Source organism: Gordonia iterans (genome assembly GCF_002993285.1).
Taxonomy (GTDB): Bacteria; Actinomycetota; Actinomycetes; order Mycobacteriales; family Mycobacteriaceae; genus Gordonia; species Gordonia iterans.
Map to the genome: position 1 here is coordinate 3,174,285 of NZ_CP027433.1, position 15,750 is coordinate 3,190,034.

Sequence of the window (15,750 nt, forward strand, 5' to 3'; positions counted from 1 at the left end):
CCCGATCAAATCTCGTGTGGCCACGGTAGTCCCGCGCTACGGTGACGCCGGGCGCTTTCGCCGAAAGCGTCGTCGAGCGTCGCCAGGGGGACACCGGGCGGCGGCAGCGGTCGCTTCGGGGGAACGCCATGGCATTGCAGGACATCGGCATCGGCCGGCGGGCTTCGACAAGAGAACGGGGCAGACGACGCCGGGTCGGGCACCTCGAACCCGTGCGGGCGCCGTTCGACGCGCCGTTCGAGGACGGTTTCGCCGGCATCCGGTACGTCGGAGGCGGCCTCATCACGACTCTCGCCGTGCCGCCCGGATCACCCCGTCCGCATCGGCTCGGCTCCTCCTGGTTCGCGCCCGCCACGAGCCCCGGGGCCGGCCTGCCGCTGGACTCCCTGCTGCAGCTCCTGCGCCGACCGGACGCTGCGGCCACCGCGATCACCGTGCGTATCCGCGGGGGCGGCTGTCCCGGCGACGGACCGGCGCCGACGGCCTATCGGGGACTGCTCGGACCGCTCCCGGCCGCCGCTCGGCGGTCGATCCGCCTCACCGTGCGCACCGATCCACTGCTCCACCCGGGGCTGACCGCACGCTACGGCGCGGGGCCCACCGCGGCCCTGCGCGCCAGCCTGGCCGCCACCCGCCGGGTGGCCGCTCTCCTCCGCGGCTGCGGGGTCTCGGCCGTGCCCCTGACCGCGGCCCAGGTCACCGCGACCGAGCTCGCCGCGGCGGGCGCGTCCGCACCCGGCAGCGCCGGGTACGACGATGCCGCCACGGGGACGCGCCGCTATTCGGTGAGCGCCACCGACGGCGAGACACTGTGCACGGCAATGGAATCGGTCTGGAACCTGGCCGAGGGACCGGTCGAGTGCACGCTGGAGCTGCGGCCCGGCGACGACGGTCCCGCGGTCTGTGCCTCCGTCGGCGTAACCGGCTCGCTGTGCGGCTCGCCGCCCGTGCACTGGACGCCGCTCACCGGTGAAGTCCCCGCGCTCGCGCTCCCGGCCGTCCGCGACCTGGCCGGCGCGAGGCTGCCGATCGACGACGACGGCGTGATCGTCGGTGCCGATCCCGACGGCCGTCCGGTGGGTCTGCGGCTGGCCGGTCCGGACATCGCGCGCGCGGACGTCGTCGGGCGCCTGGACCTGGTGCGCCGCATCGTCGTCCGGCTGGTCGCCGCCGGACACACGACGGCGGTGTTCACCGAGCGTCCCGAACGCTGGGCCGGTCTGCTCGACGCCGTGGCCGACCGCGGAATGCTGCACGCCGCCGCGGACGGCCGCGCGCAGGTGCTGCTCGACGACCGCCCCGGCGCCCGCCTCGGCCCGCTGGACGGGCACACGATCCTGCGCGTGCACGACGACGCCGATCCCGGATTCGATCCCGGCCACCACCCGCTCGTGCGCCAGGATTCCGGCGATCCGGCCGTCGCCGAGGTCTCCGGCGGCGGCCGCCGGATCCGCGTGCGCCTGGTCGCAACACCGGCCGAGGACGCCCTGGTGCGCGGTTGATCCACCCGCTGATCGAGCACCACCGCGCTGATCGAGCGGAACCCCACCCGCTGATCGAGGGAGCCCCACCCGCTGATCGAGCGAAGTCGAGATCTCAGTGCGGAACGCGGGCGCGGAAGAACACCGCGTGCGAGGACCCCGCGCGGACGATCACGTCGGGATCGTCGTCGGACAGCCACACCGCGTCGCCGCATTCGACGGTCAGGCTCTCGCCGCCCGGGACGAAGACCTCGATCCGTCCCGTGGTGACCGCCAGGATCTGCGGACCCGGCATGTCGAAGCTGATGCTCGACGCGTGGTGCAGACCGGTGCCGTCCAGCTCGACGCGGGAAAGGCGGAACTCCGGCGCGGGCGTCAGGTAGATCCGCTCGGCGCCCAGCGCCTCCACGGGCGGCATCAGCGCGTCCCGGGAGACGGGCGCGAAGTCGAGCACGCGCAGCAGCTCGGGAACGTCGATGTGCTTGGGGGTCAGTCCGCCGCGCAACACGTTGTCGGAGTTCGCCATCGCCTCCACCGCGGTGCCCCGCAGATACGCGTGCAGGTTCCCGGCGGGCAGGTAAATCGCCTCGCCCGGCCGCAGCCGCACGAAGTTCAGCAGCAGCGCGGCCAGCACCCCGGGATCGTCCGGGTACGCCTCGCCGAGTTCGAGCACCGCGCGCAACTCCCCGGCGAACCGGCTCTCGCCGTTCTCCAGGGCTGCCACCGCGCCGCCGAGCACCTGCGGCACCAGATCCTTGATCATCGTCTCGGGCAGCGTCAGCCAGGTGGTGAACACGGTGCGCAGACCGGTCTGGTCGGGCGCGTCGGCGAGCATGCCGAGAGCCGAGTCGAGCCCCGGGACCTGCAGGCAGCGCAGCAGTTCCACGGTGACGGCGGGTTCGCGGAAGCCGGCCAGCGCCTCGAAGTCGCTGAGGGCGACGACGATCTCCGGCTTGTGCCAGCTGTCGCGGTAGTTGCGCCGCGGATCGTCGACGGCCAGCCCCGCCCGGTTCTCGGCGGCGAACCCGATCCGCGCCTGCTCGGCGCTCGGGTGCGCCTGCAGCGAGAGCGGCTCGTCGGCGGCGAGGATCTTCACCAGGAACGGCAGTCGCTGCTCGTACGTCTCGGCGACCGTGGCTCCGAGCGCGGCGAGCGGGTCGTCGTCGATCACCGCGAGCAGGTCGGACTTCGCCGCGTCGTCGACGGCGGCGGGCGCGGCGGGGTGCGCACCGAACCAGAGTTCGGCCTCCGGGTGGGGCGACGGCGCGGGCCGGCCCTGAAGCTCGGCGAGTGCGGTCCGCGAACCCCACGCGTACGGGCGGACCACGCCCTTGACAGTCTTCATTCGCCGCGCACCTTCGCTCGCCTGATCGTCATCGTCGTCCCCAATCCCCGAACTGACCCGGATCCGCTTGTTCCCGGGCGCCGTCTCCGGCGAGGGCCAGGTAGGCGGCGGCCAGCTGTGCCCGGACGACGATCACCAGGTAGCCGGTCAGATCGGCCGGCGTGTCCACCAGGCTCTCCAGCACACCGGGCGATCCCGCCGCCGGGGATGCGACCTGGCCGCGGTCGGCCCCGAACGCGTCGTCGCCGGTCTCCTCGGTCACCAGGTCCGCCTCCCGGGTGCCGATCCGCTGCCGGGTGAGCAGCGACCGGGCCGCGGTGCTGACCACGAACAGGCGCAGCGGGTCCGCCGGGGCGGGGCCGTCGAAGTCCGGATCGTAGAAGATCGAGTCGGTCGCTCGCGGCGCGGCGGCCCCGAGTGAAGCCAGGGCGCGCGCCTCGCCGGCGTGCGCGGCGGGCAGACCGGCGATCTCGAAGAACGCCGATGCCCCCCGCCGGGCCACCGCGCCGGCGGCGGCGCTGTCGCCGGCCCAGACACACCGACGCCCGGCGGCGCGCAGCGCGAGCAGCTTGGCCTGGTTGTGGAAGCTCTCTTGGCCCGGATGGTCGGCGGCCGCCTCGGCGTCGAGCCTGTCGGCCACCTCGGCCAGCGACGGCGGCGCCGGCGTCATCCGCACGGCCGAGAGCGCGCCGAGCGTCGCGACGAGTCCGGCCACCAGACCCGTGTACTGAAAACGCGGATCGACGGTGAGGCGCGGCGACAGGTCGATCAGCGGGACCGCGCCGCGCAGCCCGGTCCCGGCGGCCTCGCGCAGCGGGCCCTCCAGCGGTGCCAGCACCACCACTTCGGCCCGGCGGCGAGCTGCGCGCGACAGTGCATCGGCCAGCAGCGGCTCACCGGCATCGACGCCGGCCACCACCACCACGTCGAGGGGACCGATCCAGCCGGGCAGCGACGGTGCGACGACGACGGGCACATCGATCCGTCCCGCGCAGACGGCGACCACCAGGTCGGCCGCACCCGCGGTCAGCAGGTCGCCGCCGGTGACGATCACGACGGCGCGCGGTCGCAGTGTGCCCAGCGGCTCCAGAACGCCCTCAGCCTGCGCCTCGGCGACGGCGCGGACCTGGGCTCCGGCCAGGGCGGCGCTGTGCAGCAGACCTTCGGTGTCCGCCGAGTGCAGAGCATCGGCGTCGTCGAGGTCATCGATGATGACGGGCATGGCTTCCTACGATGCGCGAGGCGCCCGGTTCAGTCAACCGGATCAGGCAGTACGCGCAGGTGACCGCGCCGTCCGGGACGCGGGCCCGGCGCGGGGGCGGGTCCGGCGGTGGTCACCGGGGAGCGGCGGTGACGGCCCGGACCCTGATCGTCGGCGTCGGCGCGGGAGGTGAAGCTGGGCAGCGGCGGCAGACTCGGCCGGGTTCCGGCGCCCCCGCCGGCTTCGCGGACCACATCGGCCAGCGCGGTCAGGTCCTGGTCTTCGGCGGGCTGGACGAACTCCCGCTCGCTGCGTAGCAGCTCCCAACCGCGCGGCACCGTGATGCGGTCGGCGTGCTCGGAGCACAGGTCCCACGAGTGGGGCTCGTCGGCGCCGGCGATCGGTCCGATCACCGCGGTCGACTCCGCGTAAACGAAGGTCAGGGTAGCCACCGCGAGGCGCGAGCACCCGGGACGGCAGCACTGACGGGGAGAGTTCACACCGGTGAGCCTATCGCGCGCTGCGCCCGGCCGGAGCATCGACACGCTCACCGGGACCGTCGACGGCGGCCGCAGGCTCGTAGACTGCGCTCATGCGTTTCCGTCCCGCCACCGGCCGTGAACTCCTGTCGCCGCCGCGCCGCTCCCGCGACCGTCACGGACGCGGGCTGCGCAGTCCGGTGGTTCCGCCCACGCTGCCGGGGCACCGCAGCCGCCGGGACAGCTTCGACAAGGCCGCGGTCGCCGCGTTCGCCGAGATCGACCGGGACTGGCACCGCCTGCTGACCGGGCTGGACCTGGCGGTGGACGACGTTCCCCGCATCCTGCCGCGGGATGCGGCCACGGTGCAGTGGCCCGAGGAGGTGACCGCCGACGGACCGGTCCCCCTGGCGCGCCTGATCCCCGCGGGCGTGGACGGGCGCGGACGGACCACGCGCGCGCAGCTGATCCTGTTCCGCCGGCCGATCGAGCTGCGTGCGCGGGACGAGGAGGAACTCCCGGAGATCCTGCGGGAAGTGCTGATTCAGCAGGTGGCGACGTATCTGGGCGTCGACGAGGAGACCGTCGAGCAGGGCCCGCAGGATTGAGGTCGCCGAGCGCGGTCAGCGCGCGCTCATCGTCGCGGATTCCCGCGCGGCCGTCGTCGAAGCATGGGTGCCGGGCACCCTGGCCTCGTTGTGGCACCCTCAGTCGGCGGTGCCAGAACGAGATACGGGTGCCGGGCACCCTGATTTCGGCCCACGCACCGGCGCACCGGGGTCGGGTCGGACCGAGGCGCCCTCAGCTGCTGGCCGGACTCAGATGATGCCGCGCTTGAGGCGGCGACGCTCACGCTCGGAGAGACCACCCCAGATGCCGAACCGCTCGTCGTTGCCCAGCGCGTACTCGAGGCACTCGGCCTTGACCTCGCAGCCGTGGCAGATGCGCTTGGCTTCGCGGGTGGACCCGCCCTTCTCCGGGAAGAACGCTTCGGGGTCGGTCTGTGCGCACAGGGCACGCTCCTGCCACTGGTCCTCGATCTCGTCGAAGCACGCATCGATTCCCGAGGGCACCACAGACAGGTGACTGCCGTTGCCGGTGAACACCGAGGCCGGTGTCGAGTTTCCGAACTCTTCTCCGTTGCCCGCGAACGTCATCGTCGCCCTCCTGATCGATCGAACCCTACGGCGGTGCGTGAATCCGATGCAAAAGAAGCAACTCAGATGGATGACCAAGCCGCTCGACTAGGAATCACACTGCTGTGATTACACACGCCGAAGCGGGTCGAGGTCAAGTGAACAGCGAAGTTTCAGTGATATCACCCGAAAAGCCGACAGGCGTGGAGCGACCCGGGAGTGTCGCGCGAGATGTTCGGCACATTTCGGATGTCACACGTTCAGGGGACGCGTGCCCCGGTCCTCGCCGGGCGGCGACCCCGCGTCTTCTCGTAGTGTGTTCGCTGTGAAGGTGACGGTACTGGTCGGAGGCGTCGGCGGCGCCCGGTTCCTGCAGGGTGCGCGCGAGTTGTTCGGCGTCACCGCGTTTCCCGCCGCCGAGGGCGAGCCCGCGGGACCGAACACGGTCACCGCCGTGGTGAACGTCGGCGACGACGCCTGGATGCACGGCGTGCGGATCTGCCCCGACCTGGACACCTGCATGTACACACTGGGCGGCGGGATCGACACCGAGCGCGGCTGGGGCCGCCGGGACGAGACCTGGCACGCCAAAGACGAACTGGCCGCCTACGGCGCGGATCCGGACTGGTTCGGGCTCGGCGACCGCGACCTGGCGACCCACCTGATCCGGACGCAGATGCTCGACGCCGGGTTCCGGCTCTCCGACATCACCGCCGCCCTCAGCAAGCGGTGGCAGCCCGGCGTGCGGCTGCTGCCGGTGAGCGACGACCGCCACGAGACCCACGTCCTGATCGACAAACCCGGCGGCGAACCCGGCGAACGCCTGGCCATCCACTTCCAGGAATGGTGGGTGCGCTACCGCGCCCAGGTGCCCACGCACGGCTTCGCGCAGGTCGACGGCAACGCCACACCCGCACCCGGCGTGCTCGAGGCGATCGCCGACGCCGACGTCGTGCTGATCGCACCGAGCAATCCGGTGGTCTCAGTCGGCGCGATCACCAGCGTCCCCGGCATCCGTTCCGCGCTGCGCACCACCGGCGCCCCGGTGGTCGGCATCAGCCCGGTCATCGACGACCGCCCGCTGCGCGGCATGGCCGACGAGTGCCTCTCGGTGATCGGCGTGGCCACCACCGCCCGAGCGATCGCCGAGCACTACGGCGCGCGCAGCGGCAACGGGCTGCTCGACGGCTGGCTGGTGGCGCCCGGCGACGCCGCCGCTGCCGATCCGGTGGCCGGGATCGCGACGGCCGAAGCGCCGTTGCTGATGACCGACCCGACCGCCACCGCCGACATGGTGCGCGCGGCGTGCCGGCTCGTCGGCGTCGAGGCGTGAGGATTCGCGGCGTGAGGAGTCGCGGCGTGAGGAGTCGCGCATGACGGACCGGAACACGCACGACCACCGCGCACCGGGAGAGCTCACGATCCGGCCGGTGACCGGCCTCGGCGAGTTCGGCCCGGACAGCGATCTCGCGGCCGAAATCCTCAGCGCCGCACCGTGGATCGCCGACGACGACGTTCTGGTGGTGACCAGCAAGGTCTTCTCCAAGATCGAGGGCCGCACCGTTCCCGCACCGAGCGACCCCCACGAACGAGATGCGTTCCGCCGCAGACTGATCGAGAAGGAGGCGGTGAGGATCGTCGCACGCCGCGACGAACTCCTCATCACCGCGAACCGGAACGGTCTGGTGCAGGCCGCCGCCGGGGTCGACGGCTCCAACCTGCCCGGCGACCGACTGGCCCTGCTGCCCGAGGACCCGGACGCCAGCGCCGCCCGTCTGCGTGCCGCACTGGCCGCTTCCGGCCGCCGGGTGGCCGTGGTGGTCACCGACACGATGGGACGCGCGTGGCGGGCCGGCCAGACCGATGTGGCGATCGGCGCGTCCGGGATCGCCGTCCGGCACGGTTACGACGGGAGCGTCGACGACTACGGAAACCCGTTGCGCGTCACCGACATCGCCGTCGCCGACGAACTCGCTGCGGCCGCAGATCTGGTGAAGGGAAAGCTGGCCGGTGTCCCGGTGGCCGTCGTCCGCGGCCTGCGGCCGGTCGACGACGGCACCTGCGCGCGGGACCTGGTCCGCGACCCGGAGGCCGACCTGTTCCGGCTCGGCACCGACGACGCGCTGACACAGGGCCGGATCGAGGCGTTGCTCACCCGTCGCAGCGTCCGGTCGTTCGCTCCCGGGGCCGTCGAACCGGAGGTGATGCACGCGGCGTTCGCCGACGCCCTCACCGCCCCGGCACCGCATCACACACACCCGGTGCGGTTCGTGTGGCTGCGGGATCGCGAGCGCCGCCGCACCCTGCTCGATGCGATGGCCGACGACTGGCGGGCCGATCTGACCCGTGACGCCAAGTCGGGCGAGTCCATCGCCAAACGGGTCGCCCGCGGCCAGATCCTTTACGACGCACCGGAACTGGTGATCCCGGTGATGACCGGCGACGGCATGCACGTCTACCCGGACGAGCGCCGCAACGGCTGCGAGGACACCATGTTCACCGTCGCGGCCGGGGCTGCCGTCGGTTACCTGCTGGTGGCGCTGTCGGTGCGCGGCATCGGCAGCTGCTGGATCGGGTCGACGATCTTCGCCGCCGGAACCGTTCGGCGGATCCTGGACCTGCCCGAGAAGTGGGCCCCGCTCGGCGCCGTCGCCGTCGGACGCCCGGCCGAGCACGCCGGGCTGCGCCGGCCCGCAGACACCCGAGGACTGGTGATGGAGCTGTGACAGTCGAGACGAGCATTCCGGCGCTGGCCGATTCTGCGCGGACGGCATTGACCGGCTGGACTCCCCCGGACGCCGAGCAGGACACGTTGCGGCACACCTATCTCGCGTTCCTGGACGCCGCCGACAACCCCTGCGAACGGGCCTGCGTCCCCGGGCATCTCACCGCCTCGGCGATCGTCTTCGACGCGTCCGGCGAGCAGGTGCTGCTCACCTTGCACCCGCGCGTGGGCAAGTGGATTCAGCTGGGCGGCCACTGCGAGCCCGGCGATCCGGACATCGCCGCGGCCGCGCTCCGGGAGGCCACCGAGGAGTCGGGGCTGTCCGGCCTGGTGATCAGCGCCGCGCCCGTCCACCTGCACACGCATCCGATCACCTGCTCGCTGGGGCAGCCCACCCGGCACCTGGATGTGCGCTACGCGGCACTCGCGCCGGCCGGAGACGACGGCGCTCCCCCGGTCCCGGTGCGCAGCGACGAGTCCGTGGACCTCGCCTGGTGGCCGGTGGACGCCCTCCCCGAGAACACCGACGTGGACACGGTGCCGGCGCTGATCGCACACGGTCGTGCCGCTCTGCGCGCCGCCGGCCTGCTGCCCTGACCGCGGGTTTCGACTCGCTTCGCTAGTGTCCCGTGTCGGAAGGTTCTCGATGGTTGCCGGGAGTCCGATGGGCGGCCGGCAAGGCGGACGAGGGAGGGATACCGGCAGGTATCCTGACCGAGGACAACGCCGCCAGACGTTCATCGGGCCCCGGCATACCGCGAAAGAACTTTCGACACGGGACACTAGTGAGATCGAACCGGCTCAGCCGAATGGACCCGGGGTCAGATGACCTCGTTCTTCGCCACGGTGACGATCCCGCCGGAGCTCACGGTGAAGCGCTCGCGGTCGCCGTCGAGGTCGACGCCGACCTGACCCTCGTCGCTGACGCGCACGTTCTTGTCGAGGATCGCGTTGCGTACCACCGCATTCCGGCCGATCCGCACCCCCGGCATCAGAACACTGCCCTGCACCACGGCGCCTTCCTCGATCACCACATCGTTGGCGAGCACCGAGGTGTGCACCGTCGCACCGGAGACGATGCAACCGGCGCCCACCATCGAGTCGTTGGCGGATCCGCCGCGGATGAACTTGGCCGGCGGCAGGTGCGAGGTCTCCCCGCGGATCGGCCAGCGCTGGTTGTACAGGTTGAACGCGGGTTTGGCCGACACCAGATCCATGTGCGCGTCGTAGAAGGCGTCGATGGTGCCGACGTCGCGCCAGTAGCCCTTGTCCTCGGGAGTCTCACCCGGGATCACGTTGTCGTTGAAGTCGTAGACGTAGGCCTCGTCGCGCTCCACGAACGCCGGGATGATGTCGCCGCCCATGTCGTGATCGGAGTCCGGATCGGCCGCGTCCGCCCGGAGCATCTCGACCAGCGCCTCGGTGGTGAACACGTAGTTGCCCATCGAAGCGAAGGTGACGTCCGGATCGTCGGGCGTGCCGGGCGGATCGGACGGCTTCTCCACGAAACGGGTGATCTTGCCGTCCGCGTCGGAGTCGATGCAGCCGAACGCGACAGCTTCGCTGCGCGGCACGCGAATGCCGGCGACGGTCACCGAGGCACCCGTGGCGATGTGCTGCTCCACCATCTGCGACGGATCCATCCGGTACACGTGATCGGCACCGAAGACGACGATGTACTCGGGGTTCTCGTCGAAGATCAGGTTCATCGACTGGTAGATCGCGTCCGCGCTCCCGGTGTACCAGCGCGGACCGAGGCGCTGTTGCGCCGGCACCGGGGTGATGAACTCGCCGTGGAATCCCGACGACCACCACGTCTGCGAGATGTGCCGGTCCAGTGAGTGCGACTTGTACTGGGTCAACACACAGATCCGTTCGTACCCGGCGTTGACCAGGTTCGAGAGCACGAAGTCGATCAGCCGGTACGAACTGCCGAACGGCACGGCCGGCTTGGCGCGGTCTTTGGTCAGCGGGAAGAGCCTCTTGCCTTCTCCGCCCGCGAGAACGATTCCGAGGACGTGCGGTTGAGATCTCACGTGTCCAACATATCCGCATCGCCGCGCCCGCGGGCGACGGGAGCGCGAAGTCCGGGTCCTTCGGTCCGGATGGACGACGACGATTCGTCGTCAGGGCCGCTCGGCCACCGTCACGGTGATGTCGACGGTCGCCCGCGCCGCCGGCGCACCGCCCAGCAACGCCTCAGCCGCGTCGGACAACTCCTCCGGGGTCCGGTGAAATCCGGCCGGTCCCATGCCGGCGAGATCCGCGAGCAGCGGCGCGGAGAGCTCGGCGGTCGCCGTGACCGGGCGGGCGGCGGTCACCGCGAAACCGCCGGCGGCCAGGTCGTCGTGCAGCCGGGCGAGCTTGTCGGCGCCGATGCTCAGCATGCCGAGCGGTTCGCGGATCTGGTGCAGATGTCCGGCGTTCGGCGTCACCAGCAGCCAGCGTCCGCCGGGCCGCAGCACCCGCGCGGTCTCGGCGACGTTGCGCGGGGCGAACACCGACAGCACCGCATCAGCGGCGCGGGAGACCACGGGCAGCCCCTCCCACAGGTCGGCGACGACGGCCACGGCCCTCGGGTGGGCGCGCGCCGTCGACCGGGCACAGCACTTGGAGAGATCGATGCCGATTCCCGAGGCGTCCGGTGCGGCATCGAGCGCCCCGGCCAGATAGTGCCCGGTACCCGCGCCGGCGTCCACGATCACCGAGGAGTCCGGGTCTACGTGGCGGGCGAGTTCGGCGGCGACGGCCGCGAAGACCCCGGCGTCGAGCACACGACGTCGTGCGGCGACCATCGGCGCGGTGTCGCTGCGGAGACCGCGCGCACGACCGCTCAGCAGCGGGGCGTAGCCCTGCCGGGCCAGGTCGAACCGGTGCCGCTGCGGGCACACGAGTCCGCGACCGTCGAGCGCCAGCGAATCGGCGCAGACGGGACAACACAGCAACTCGGCGCTCGAGCGCCAGAGTCGGTCCGAGCTTTCGCTCAGGCCACGACCTCGCGCAGCGCTTCGCCGAGCGCCGAGGCCTCTTCGTCATTGAGTTCGACGACCAGACGCCCACCGCCGTCGATCGGAATGCGCACCACGATGCCGCGCCCCTCCTTGACCGCCTCCAACGGACCGTCACCCATACGGGGCTTCATCGCCGCCATTCTCGCGCTCCCTTCACCGACACTGCGCTCCATGAGACACACTGCGTTACATGATACGTGGCGTGGCTCGCGTCACCGAGTCCGGTACCGGTCGGCGGCGCTGATCGCGTCTGTCGCGGCGTCGTCGGCGTGCTCGGCATCGCGGGCCCGGAGGTCGTGCACCACCGCGCGGAGATCGTCGATCTCGCGTGCGAGCTTCTCCAGCGCCCAGTCCACTTCCTCGGCGTCGTATCCGCGGAAGGTCTGCTGAAACACCAGGCCGCGCACGTCGTCGCCGGTGATCCCGACCAGCGGCAGCTTGGTCAGCGTGGTGCGCCGCGGCACCGGCGGCAGTTCCTCCCCACGCCCGAAGACGAACCACACGAGGGCGAAGACGATCGCCACGACGGCGAGCATCCCGAGGATGTACAGGGCTATGGTCAGCACGGTTTCAGGGTAGCGACTCCCGACCGTCGCGCGGTCGCGCCGCCCTTCGGCCGGTGTTCGACGAGGACGTCCGGCCCCGGCACTCGCGACCGTGTGGTTCAGCCGAAACTGTCGGGCCGGCCCTCCGACGAGACCCGTCTGCCCACGGCGGGCGGGAATCGGAGCGTGAACGGCGCGCTCTACAGGAAACTCGCCACCGGCGGCCGGTCGGCGACGGTCAGCTCGGTGGGGTGCGGAGTGAAGGTGCCGTCGGCGGCCGGGACGAACTGGGTCAGCCCGACGCCGGAGTCCTCGATCCCGCACCTCGAGAGCGCTGTCGCGAGGATCTGCCGGCTCATCACCGCGAGCTCGGAGAGCGGGCGGTTGCGGTGCACCCGGAGGCCGAGGTTCACCTGCCCGATGCCGGCCAGACCGTAGCGATCGTAGGTGTCGATCAGCAGCCCGATCTCGACGCCGTACCCGGCCGCAAACGGCACCGACGACAGCAGCTCTCGCGTTCCCGCGTATTCCCCGCCCAACGGCTGAATCACTTGCCCCAGTTCAGGTTTCAGTGCCGTCAGCAACGGTCGAGCCAGCAGCTCGGTGACCCGTCCGCCCCCGTCGGCCACCTGCGCGCCGCCCTCGCGCAGCGGTCGGCGGTAATAGCCTTTCACCAGGTGCACCTCGGGGTCGAACAGCAACGGACCGAGCAGCCGCGGCACGAACATCGGATCCGGATCGACCAGATCGGCGTCGACAAAGGCGATCAGGTCGCCGCTGGTGGCGGCGACGGCCCGCCACAGCGCCTCGCCTTTTCCGGGGCGCGGCGGCAGCTCCGGAAACACCTCGTCACGTGCGACGACTCGCGCCCCCGCGGCACGGGCGACCTCGGCGGTGGCGTCGGTGGAACCGGAGTCCAGGACCACGAGCTCATCGACCAAACCGCCCAGCAACGGCACGATCGAGGCGACCACGCCGCCGACCGCCTCCTCCTCGTCGAGCGCAGGCAGCACCACCGAGACGGTGCGCCCGCCTTTCGCGGCGAGCAGTTGTTCGACGGTCCACGCGGGCCGGTCCCACGAGTGGGTGTGCGCCTCGGGCCCGGTCTCACTCATTCGTCTCACTCACGCCAATCCTCGGACCGTCCGGGCAGGCGGTCGCGTGCCGGCGATGGATGCGACCATGTCCACCACCCGGCGAGTATCGGCGACTTCGTGAACCCGGAAGACGCGAGCACCCGTGGCGGCGGCCAGAGCCGTCGCGGCCAGCGTACCGGCCACCCGCTCGTGCAGTTCCACCCCCAGCGTCTCGCCGATGAAGTCCTTGTTGCTCAGCGCCATGAGCACCGGCCAGCCGGTGCCGGTCAGTTCGTCGAGCCGCCGCAGCAGGGCCAGCCCGTGATGCGTGTTCTTGCCGAAGTCGTGGGTGGGGTCGATCAGGATCCCGTCGCGGCGCACCCCGGCGGCCACGGCCCGCTCGGCGGCCGCGGTCAGATCGGCCGCCACCTCGGCGACCACGTCGTCGTAGGCCACCCGGTGCGGCCGGGAGCGGACGACGGCCCCGCCGGTGTGCGAGCAGACCAGGCCGGCCCCGGCCTGCGCGGCCACGTCGACCAGGCCGGGATCGGCGCCGGCCCAGGTGTCGTTGATCAGGTCGGCGCCGGCCTCGCACGCCGCCGCCGCGACCTCGCTGCGCCAGGTGTCGACGCTGATGAGCAGGCCCGGGTGCCGCTCGCGGATCCACGCGATCATCGGCACCACGCGGTCGGCCTCGGTCCGCGCGTCGACTTCCTCGCCGGGGCCGGCTTTGACACCGCCGACGTCGACGATGTCGGCACCTTCGGCCACCACCTCGTCGATGCGGCGCTGCGCGGCCTCGTCGGAGAACGTCGCGCCGCGGTCGTAGAAGGAGTCCGGGGTCCGGTTGACGATCGCCATCACCAGCGCCCGGTCGGTCGCGACCGCCCGCCCACAGAGTGTGGCGGGCGGACGGGCCGGTGGCGAGACGGGCGTGGTCAGTTCGACGCCTTCGCTCCGGCGATCTCGTCGACGAACCCGTCGTAGATCGGCACGTAACCGTCGGCGCGCGAGGAGAGCACCAGGACCTGGTCCTCGCCGACGTCGGAGAAGCCCTCGTCGCGCAACTCCACCTTGCGGTTCTTGAACGTGGTGGTGGCCTCGATCTCCGGCACGATCCGCAGGAACAGCGGGACGGCGTACGACGGCAACTCCCGGTGCAGGTGCTCGGCCAGGGCCTTGCCGTCCAGGCTCGCGCCCTCGGCAAGAGTCAGGGCGCCCATGCCGGCGCGGCCGTCGCAGCCGGGGACCTCGACGCCGTACACGGCGGCGTGCTCGATGCCGTCGAACGAGCCGAGCGCACCCTCCACCTCGGTGGTCGCGACGTTCTCGCCCTTCCAGCGGAAGGTGTCGCCGAGGCGGTCGACGAAGGCGATGTGCAGAAAGCCCTGCTGGCGGACCAGGTCGCCGGAGTTGAAGTAGGCGTCGCCGGCCTTGAAGGCGTCGCGGATCACCTTCTTCTCGGTCTCGGCGTCGTCGGTGTAGCCGTCGAGCGGCACCCGCTCGCTGATCTCGGCGATCAGCAGACCCGGCTCGCCCTTGCGGACCGGGCGGAGCCGGCCGTTCGCGTCGCGCTTGGGGCTGCCGTCGGCCTCGTACTCGACCACCTTGAACGGCAGCGGGCAGAAGCCCGCGGTACGCGGGACGTTGAACGCGTTGACGAAGGCCAGATTGAGCTCGCTCGCACCGTAGAACTCCACGATCCGGTCGATGCCGAAGCGCTCGGAGAACTCCTCCCAGATCTCCGGGCGCATGCCGTTGCCGACGACGACCCGCACCGCGTGGCGGCGGTCGCTCGGCTTCTCCGGCTGGGCCAGCAGGTAGCGACACAGCTCGCCGATGTAGCAGAACGCGGTGGCGCGGTTGGCGATCACGTCGTCCCAGAACCGGCTGGCCGAGAACTTGCGGGCGATCGCGATGCAGGCGCCGCCGGCGAGCACCGCGCCGAGGGACACCGAGAGGGCGTTGTTGTGGTACATCGGCAGCGCGACGTACATGGTGTCGCTGGGCCGCAGGCGCACCGCCAGACCGCCGATGCCCGAGTAGTTGGCCATCCAGCGGTTGTGGCTCATCATGCTGGCCTTGGGCAGGCCGGTGGTGCCGGAGGTGAAGATGTAGAACGCGGTGGTCGACGCCGGCAGCTGCGCGGTGACAGCCGGGTCGGCGACCGGCTTGCCCTCGGCGGCGGCGTCGAGGTCGTCGAACGTCAGCACGTGCTCCGGACGCGCATCCGGGCTCATCGTGTCCCAGGCTTCGGCGCACCGGGGGTCGCGCACCAGGACCTTGGCGTTCAGCAGGCTCATGCTGTGGTCGATCACGTGGCCGTGCTGGTTGTAGTTCAGCATGCCGGCCACCGCGCCGAGCTTGAGCGTGGCCAGCACCACGAGCAGATCGGTGTCGCTGTTCTCGGCGAGGATGCCGACCACGTCGCCCTTGCCGACGCCCCGCTCGGCCAGCACGGCGGCGTAGCGGTTGACCGTCCGGTTGGCCTCGCCGTAGGTCAGGGTCCGGCCCTCGAAGCGAACGAACGGACGGTCCGGGTGCTTGGCGGCCAGCTTCTGGAAGATGAGGCCGATGGTCTTCTTCGCATCGGCCGACCGGATCACCAAGCCCGGAGCGTGACGCGCCATCGACAGCGCGTCGGGCGCCATCGCCACGACGCCTTTGAGGAGGTCTCCGACCCCGACGGTGCGGCGGGCGGCGGACGTGTTCGGGCTGCTCGTGGAAACCATGGTGGGTCTCACTCCAATC

16 protein-coding genes are annotated in these 15,750 nt (G+C 71.5%); 5 read left to right on the forward strand and 11 right to left on the reverse strand.

Annotation, left to right across the window (positions count from 1 at the left end; genetic code table 11):
- Positions 1–128 precede the first annotated feature (128 nt).
- The gene (locus C6V83_RS14620; protein ID WP_105943002.1) at positions 129–1,502 is read left to right on the forward strand and encodes a type VII secretion protein EccE; all 1,374 of its coding nucleotides are present in this window, start codon (positions 129–131) and stop codon (positions 1,500–1,502) included.
- A gap of 94 nt (positions 1,503–1,596) precedes the next feature.
- Here C6V83_RS14620 and manA read toward each other — a convergent pair whose 3' ends face one another.
- From manA to C6V83_RS14635, 3 genes are read right to left on the reverse strand one after another with little or no spacing between them, the layout of a single operon-like run.
- Positions 1,597–2,826, reverse strand: a complete 1,230-nt coding sequence (gene manA / locus C6V83_RS14625; RefSeq protein WP_105943003.1) for a mannose-6-phosphate isomerase, class I — start codon at positions 2,824–2,826, stop codon at positions 1,597–1,599.
- A gap of 28 nt (positions 2,827–2,854) precedes the next feature.
- Entirely contained in the window at positions 2,855–4,048 is a 1,194-nt protein-coding gene (locus tag C6V83_RS14630) for a hypothetical protein (protein ID WP_105943004.1), read from the reverse strand.
- Between the two features lie 29 nt (positions 4,049–4,077).
- Entirely contained in the window at positions 4,078–4,527 is a 450-nt protein-coding gene (locus C6V83_RS14635; RefSeq protein ID WP_199832529.1) for a DUF3499 domain-containing protein, read from the reverse strand.
- Positions 4,528–4,619: 92 nt separating this feature from the next.
- Here C6V83_RS14635 and C6V83_RS14640 point away from each other — a divergent pair, with 92 nt between their 5' ends.
- The gene (locus C6V83_RS14640; protein ID WP_105943005.1) at positions 4,620–5,114 is read left to right on the forward strand and encodes a metallopeptidase family protein; all 495 of its coding nucleotides are present in this window, start codon (positions 4,620–4,622) and stop codon (positions 5,112–5,114) included.
- Positions 5,115–5,324: 210 nt separating this feature from the next.
- Here the strand turns inward: C6V83_RS14640 and C6V83_RS14645 are convergent, their stop codons facing one another.
- On the reverse strand, positions 5,325–5,663 hold the full coding sequence (locus C6V83_RS14645) for a WhiB family transcriptional regulator (RefSeq protein WP_105943006.1): 339 nt from the start codon (positions 5,661–5,663) through the stop codon (positions 5,325–5,327).
- A gap of 304 nt (positions 5,664–5,967) precedes the next feature.
- Between C6V83_RS14645 and cofD the strand changes: the two genes are divergently transcribed.
- From cofD to C6V83_RS14660, 3 genes are read left to right on the forward strand one after another with little or no spacing between them, the layout of a single operon-like run.
- Positions 5,968–6,975 carry a 2-phospho-L-lactate transferase gene (cofD, locus tag C6V83_RS14650; RefSeq protein ID WP_105943987.1) on the forward strand — a complete coding sequence of 336 codons (1,008 nt, stop codon included), beginning with the start codon at positions 5,968–5,970 and terminating at the stop codon, positions 6,973–6,975.
- Positions 6,976–7,015: 40 nt separating this feature from the next.
- Positions 7,016–8,368 (forward strand): coenzyme F420-0:L-glutamate ligase, encoded by a 1,353-nt coding sequence (locus tag C6V83_RS14655; protein WP_105943007.1) that lies wholly within the window; start codon positions 7,016–7,018, stop codon positions 8,366–8,368.
- Positions 8,365–8,964 (forward strand): NUDIX hydrolase, encoded by a 600-nt coding sequence (locus C6V83_RS14660; RefSeq protein ID WP_234353759.1) that lies wholly within the window; start codon positions 8,365–8,367, stop codon positions 8,962–8,964. Before C6V83_RS14655 ends, C6V83_RS14660 begins: the two co-directional genes overlap by 4 nt.
- A gap of 224 nt (positions 8,965–9,188) precedes the next feature.
- Here C6V83_RS14660 and glgC read toward each other — a convergent pair whose 3' ends face one another.
- From glgC to C6V83_RS14695, 7 genes are all read right to left on the reverse strand, one after another.
- Positions 9,189–10,403 (reverse strand): glucose-1-phosphate adenylyltransferase, encoded by a 1,215-nt coding sequence (gene glgC, locus C6V83_RS14665; protein WP_105943008.1) that lies wholly within the window; start codon positions 10,401–10,403, stop codon positions 9,189–9,191.
- Between the two features lie 90 nt (positions 10,404–10,493).
- The gene (locus C6V83_RS14670; RefSeq protein ID WP_105943009.1) at positions 10,494–11,312 is read right to left on the reverse strand and encodes a putative RNA methyltransferase; all 819 of its coding nucleotides are present in this window, start codon (positions 11,310–11,312) and stop codon (positions 10,494–10,496) included.
- 38 nt (positions 11,313–11,350) lie between these two features.
- Positions 11,351–11,518, reverse strand: a complete 168-nt coding sequence (locus C6V83_RS14675; protein WP_005935999.1) for a DUF3117 domain-containing protein — start codon at positions 11,516–11,518, stop codon at positions 11,351–11,353.
- 72 nt (positions 11,519–11,590) lie between these two features.
- Positions 11,591–11,944: a DivIVA domain-containing protein gene (locus C6V83_RS14680; RefSeq protein ID WP_105943010.1), complete on the reverse strand. Its 354-nt coding sequence runs from the start codon at positions 11,942–11,944 to the stop codon at positions 11,591–11,593.
- 179 nt (positions 11,945–12,123) lie between these two features.
- A complete protein-coding gene (locus tag C6V83_RS14685; RefSeq protein ID WP_105943011.1) occupies positions 12,124–13,038 on the reverse strand; it encodes a glucosyl-3-phosphoglycerate synthase in 915 nt (304 codons plus the stop codon).
- A gap of 9 nt (positions 13,039–13,047) precedes the next feature.
- On the reverse strand, positions 13,048–13,860 hold the full coding sequence (folP, locus tag C6V83_RS14690) for a dihydropteroate synthase (RefSeq protein WP_105943012.1): 813 nt from the start codon (positions 13,858–13,860) through the stop codon (positions 13,048–13,050).
- 77 nt (positions 13,861–13,937) lie between these two features.
- Positions 13,938–15,731 (reverse strand): long-chain-acyl-CoA synthetase, encoded by a 1,794-nt coding sequence (locus tag C6V83_RS14695; RefSeq protein ID WP_105943013.1) that lies wholly within the window; start codon positions 15,729–15,731, stop codon positions 13,938–13,940.
- Positions 15,732–15,750 lie beyond the last annotated feature (19 nt).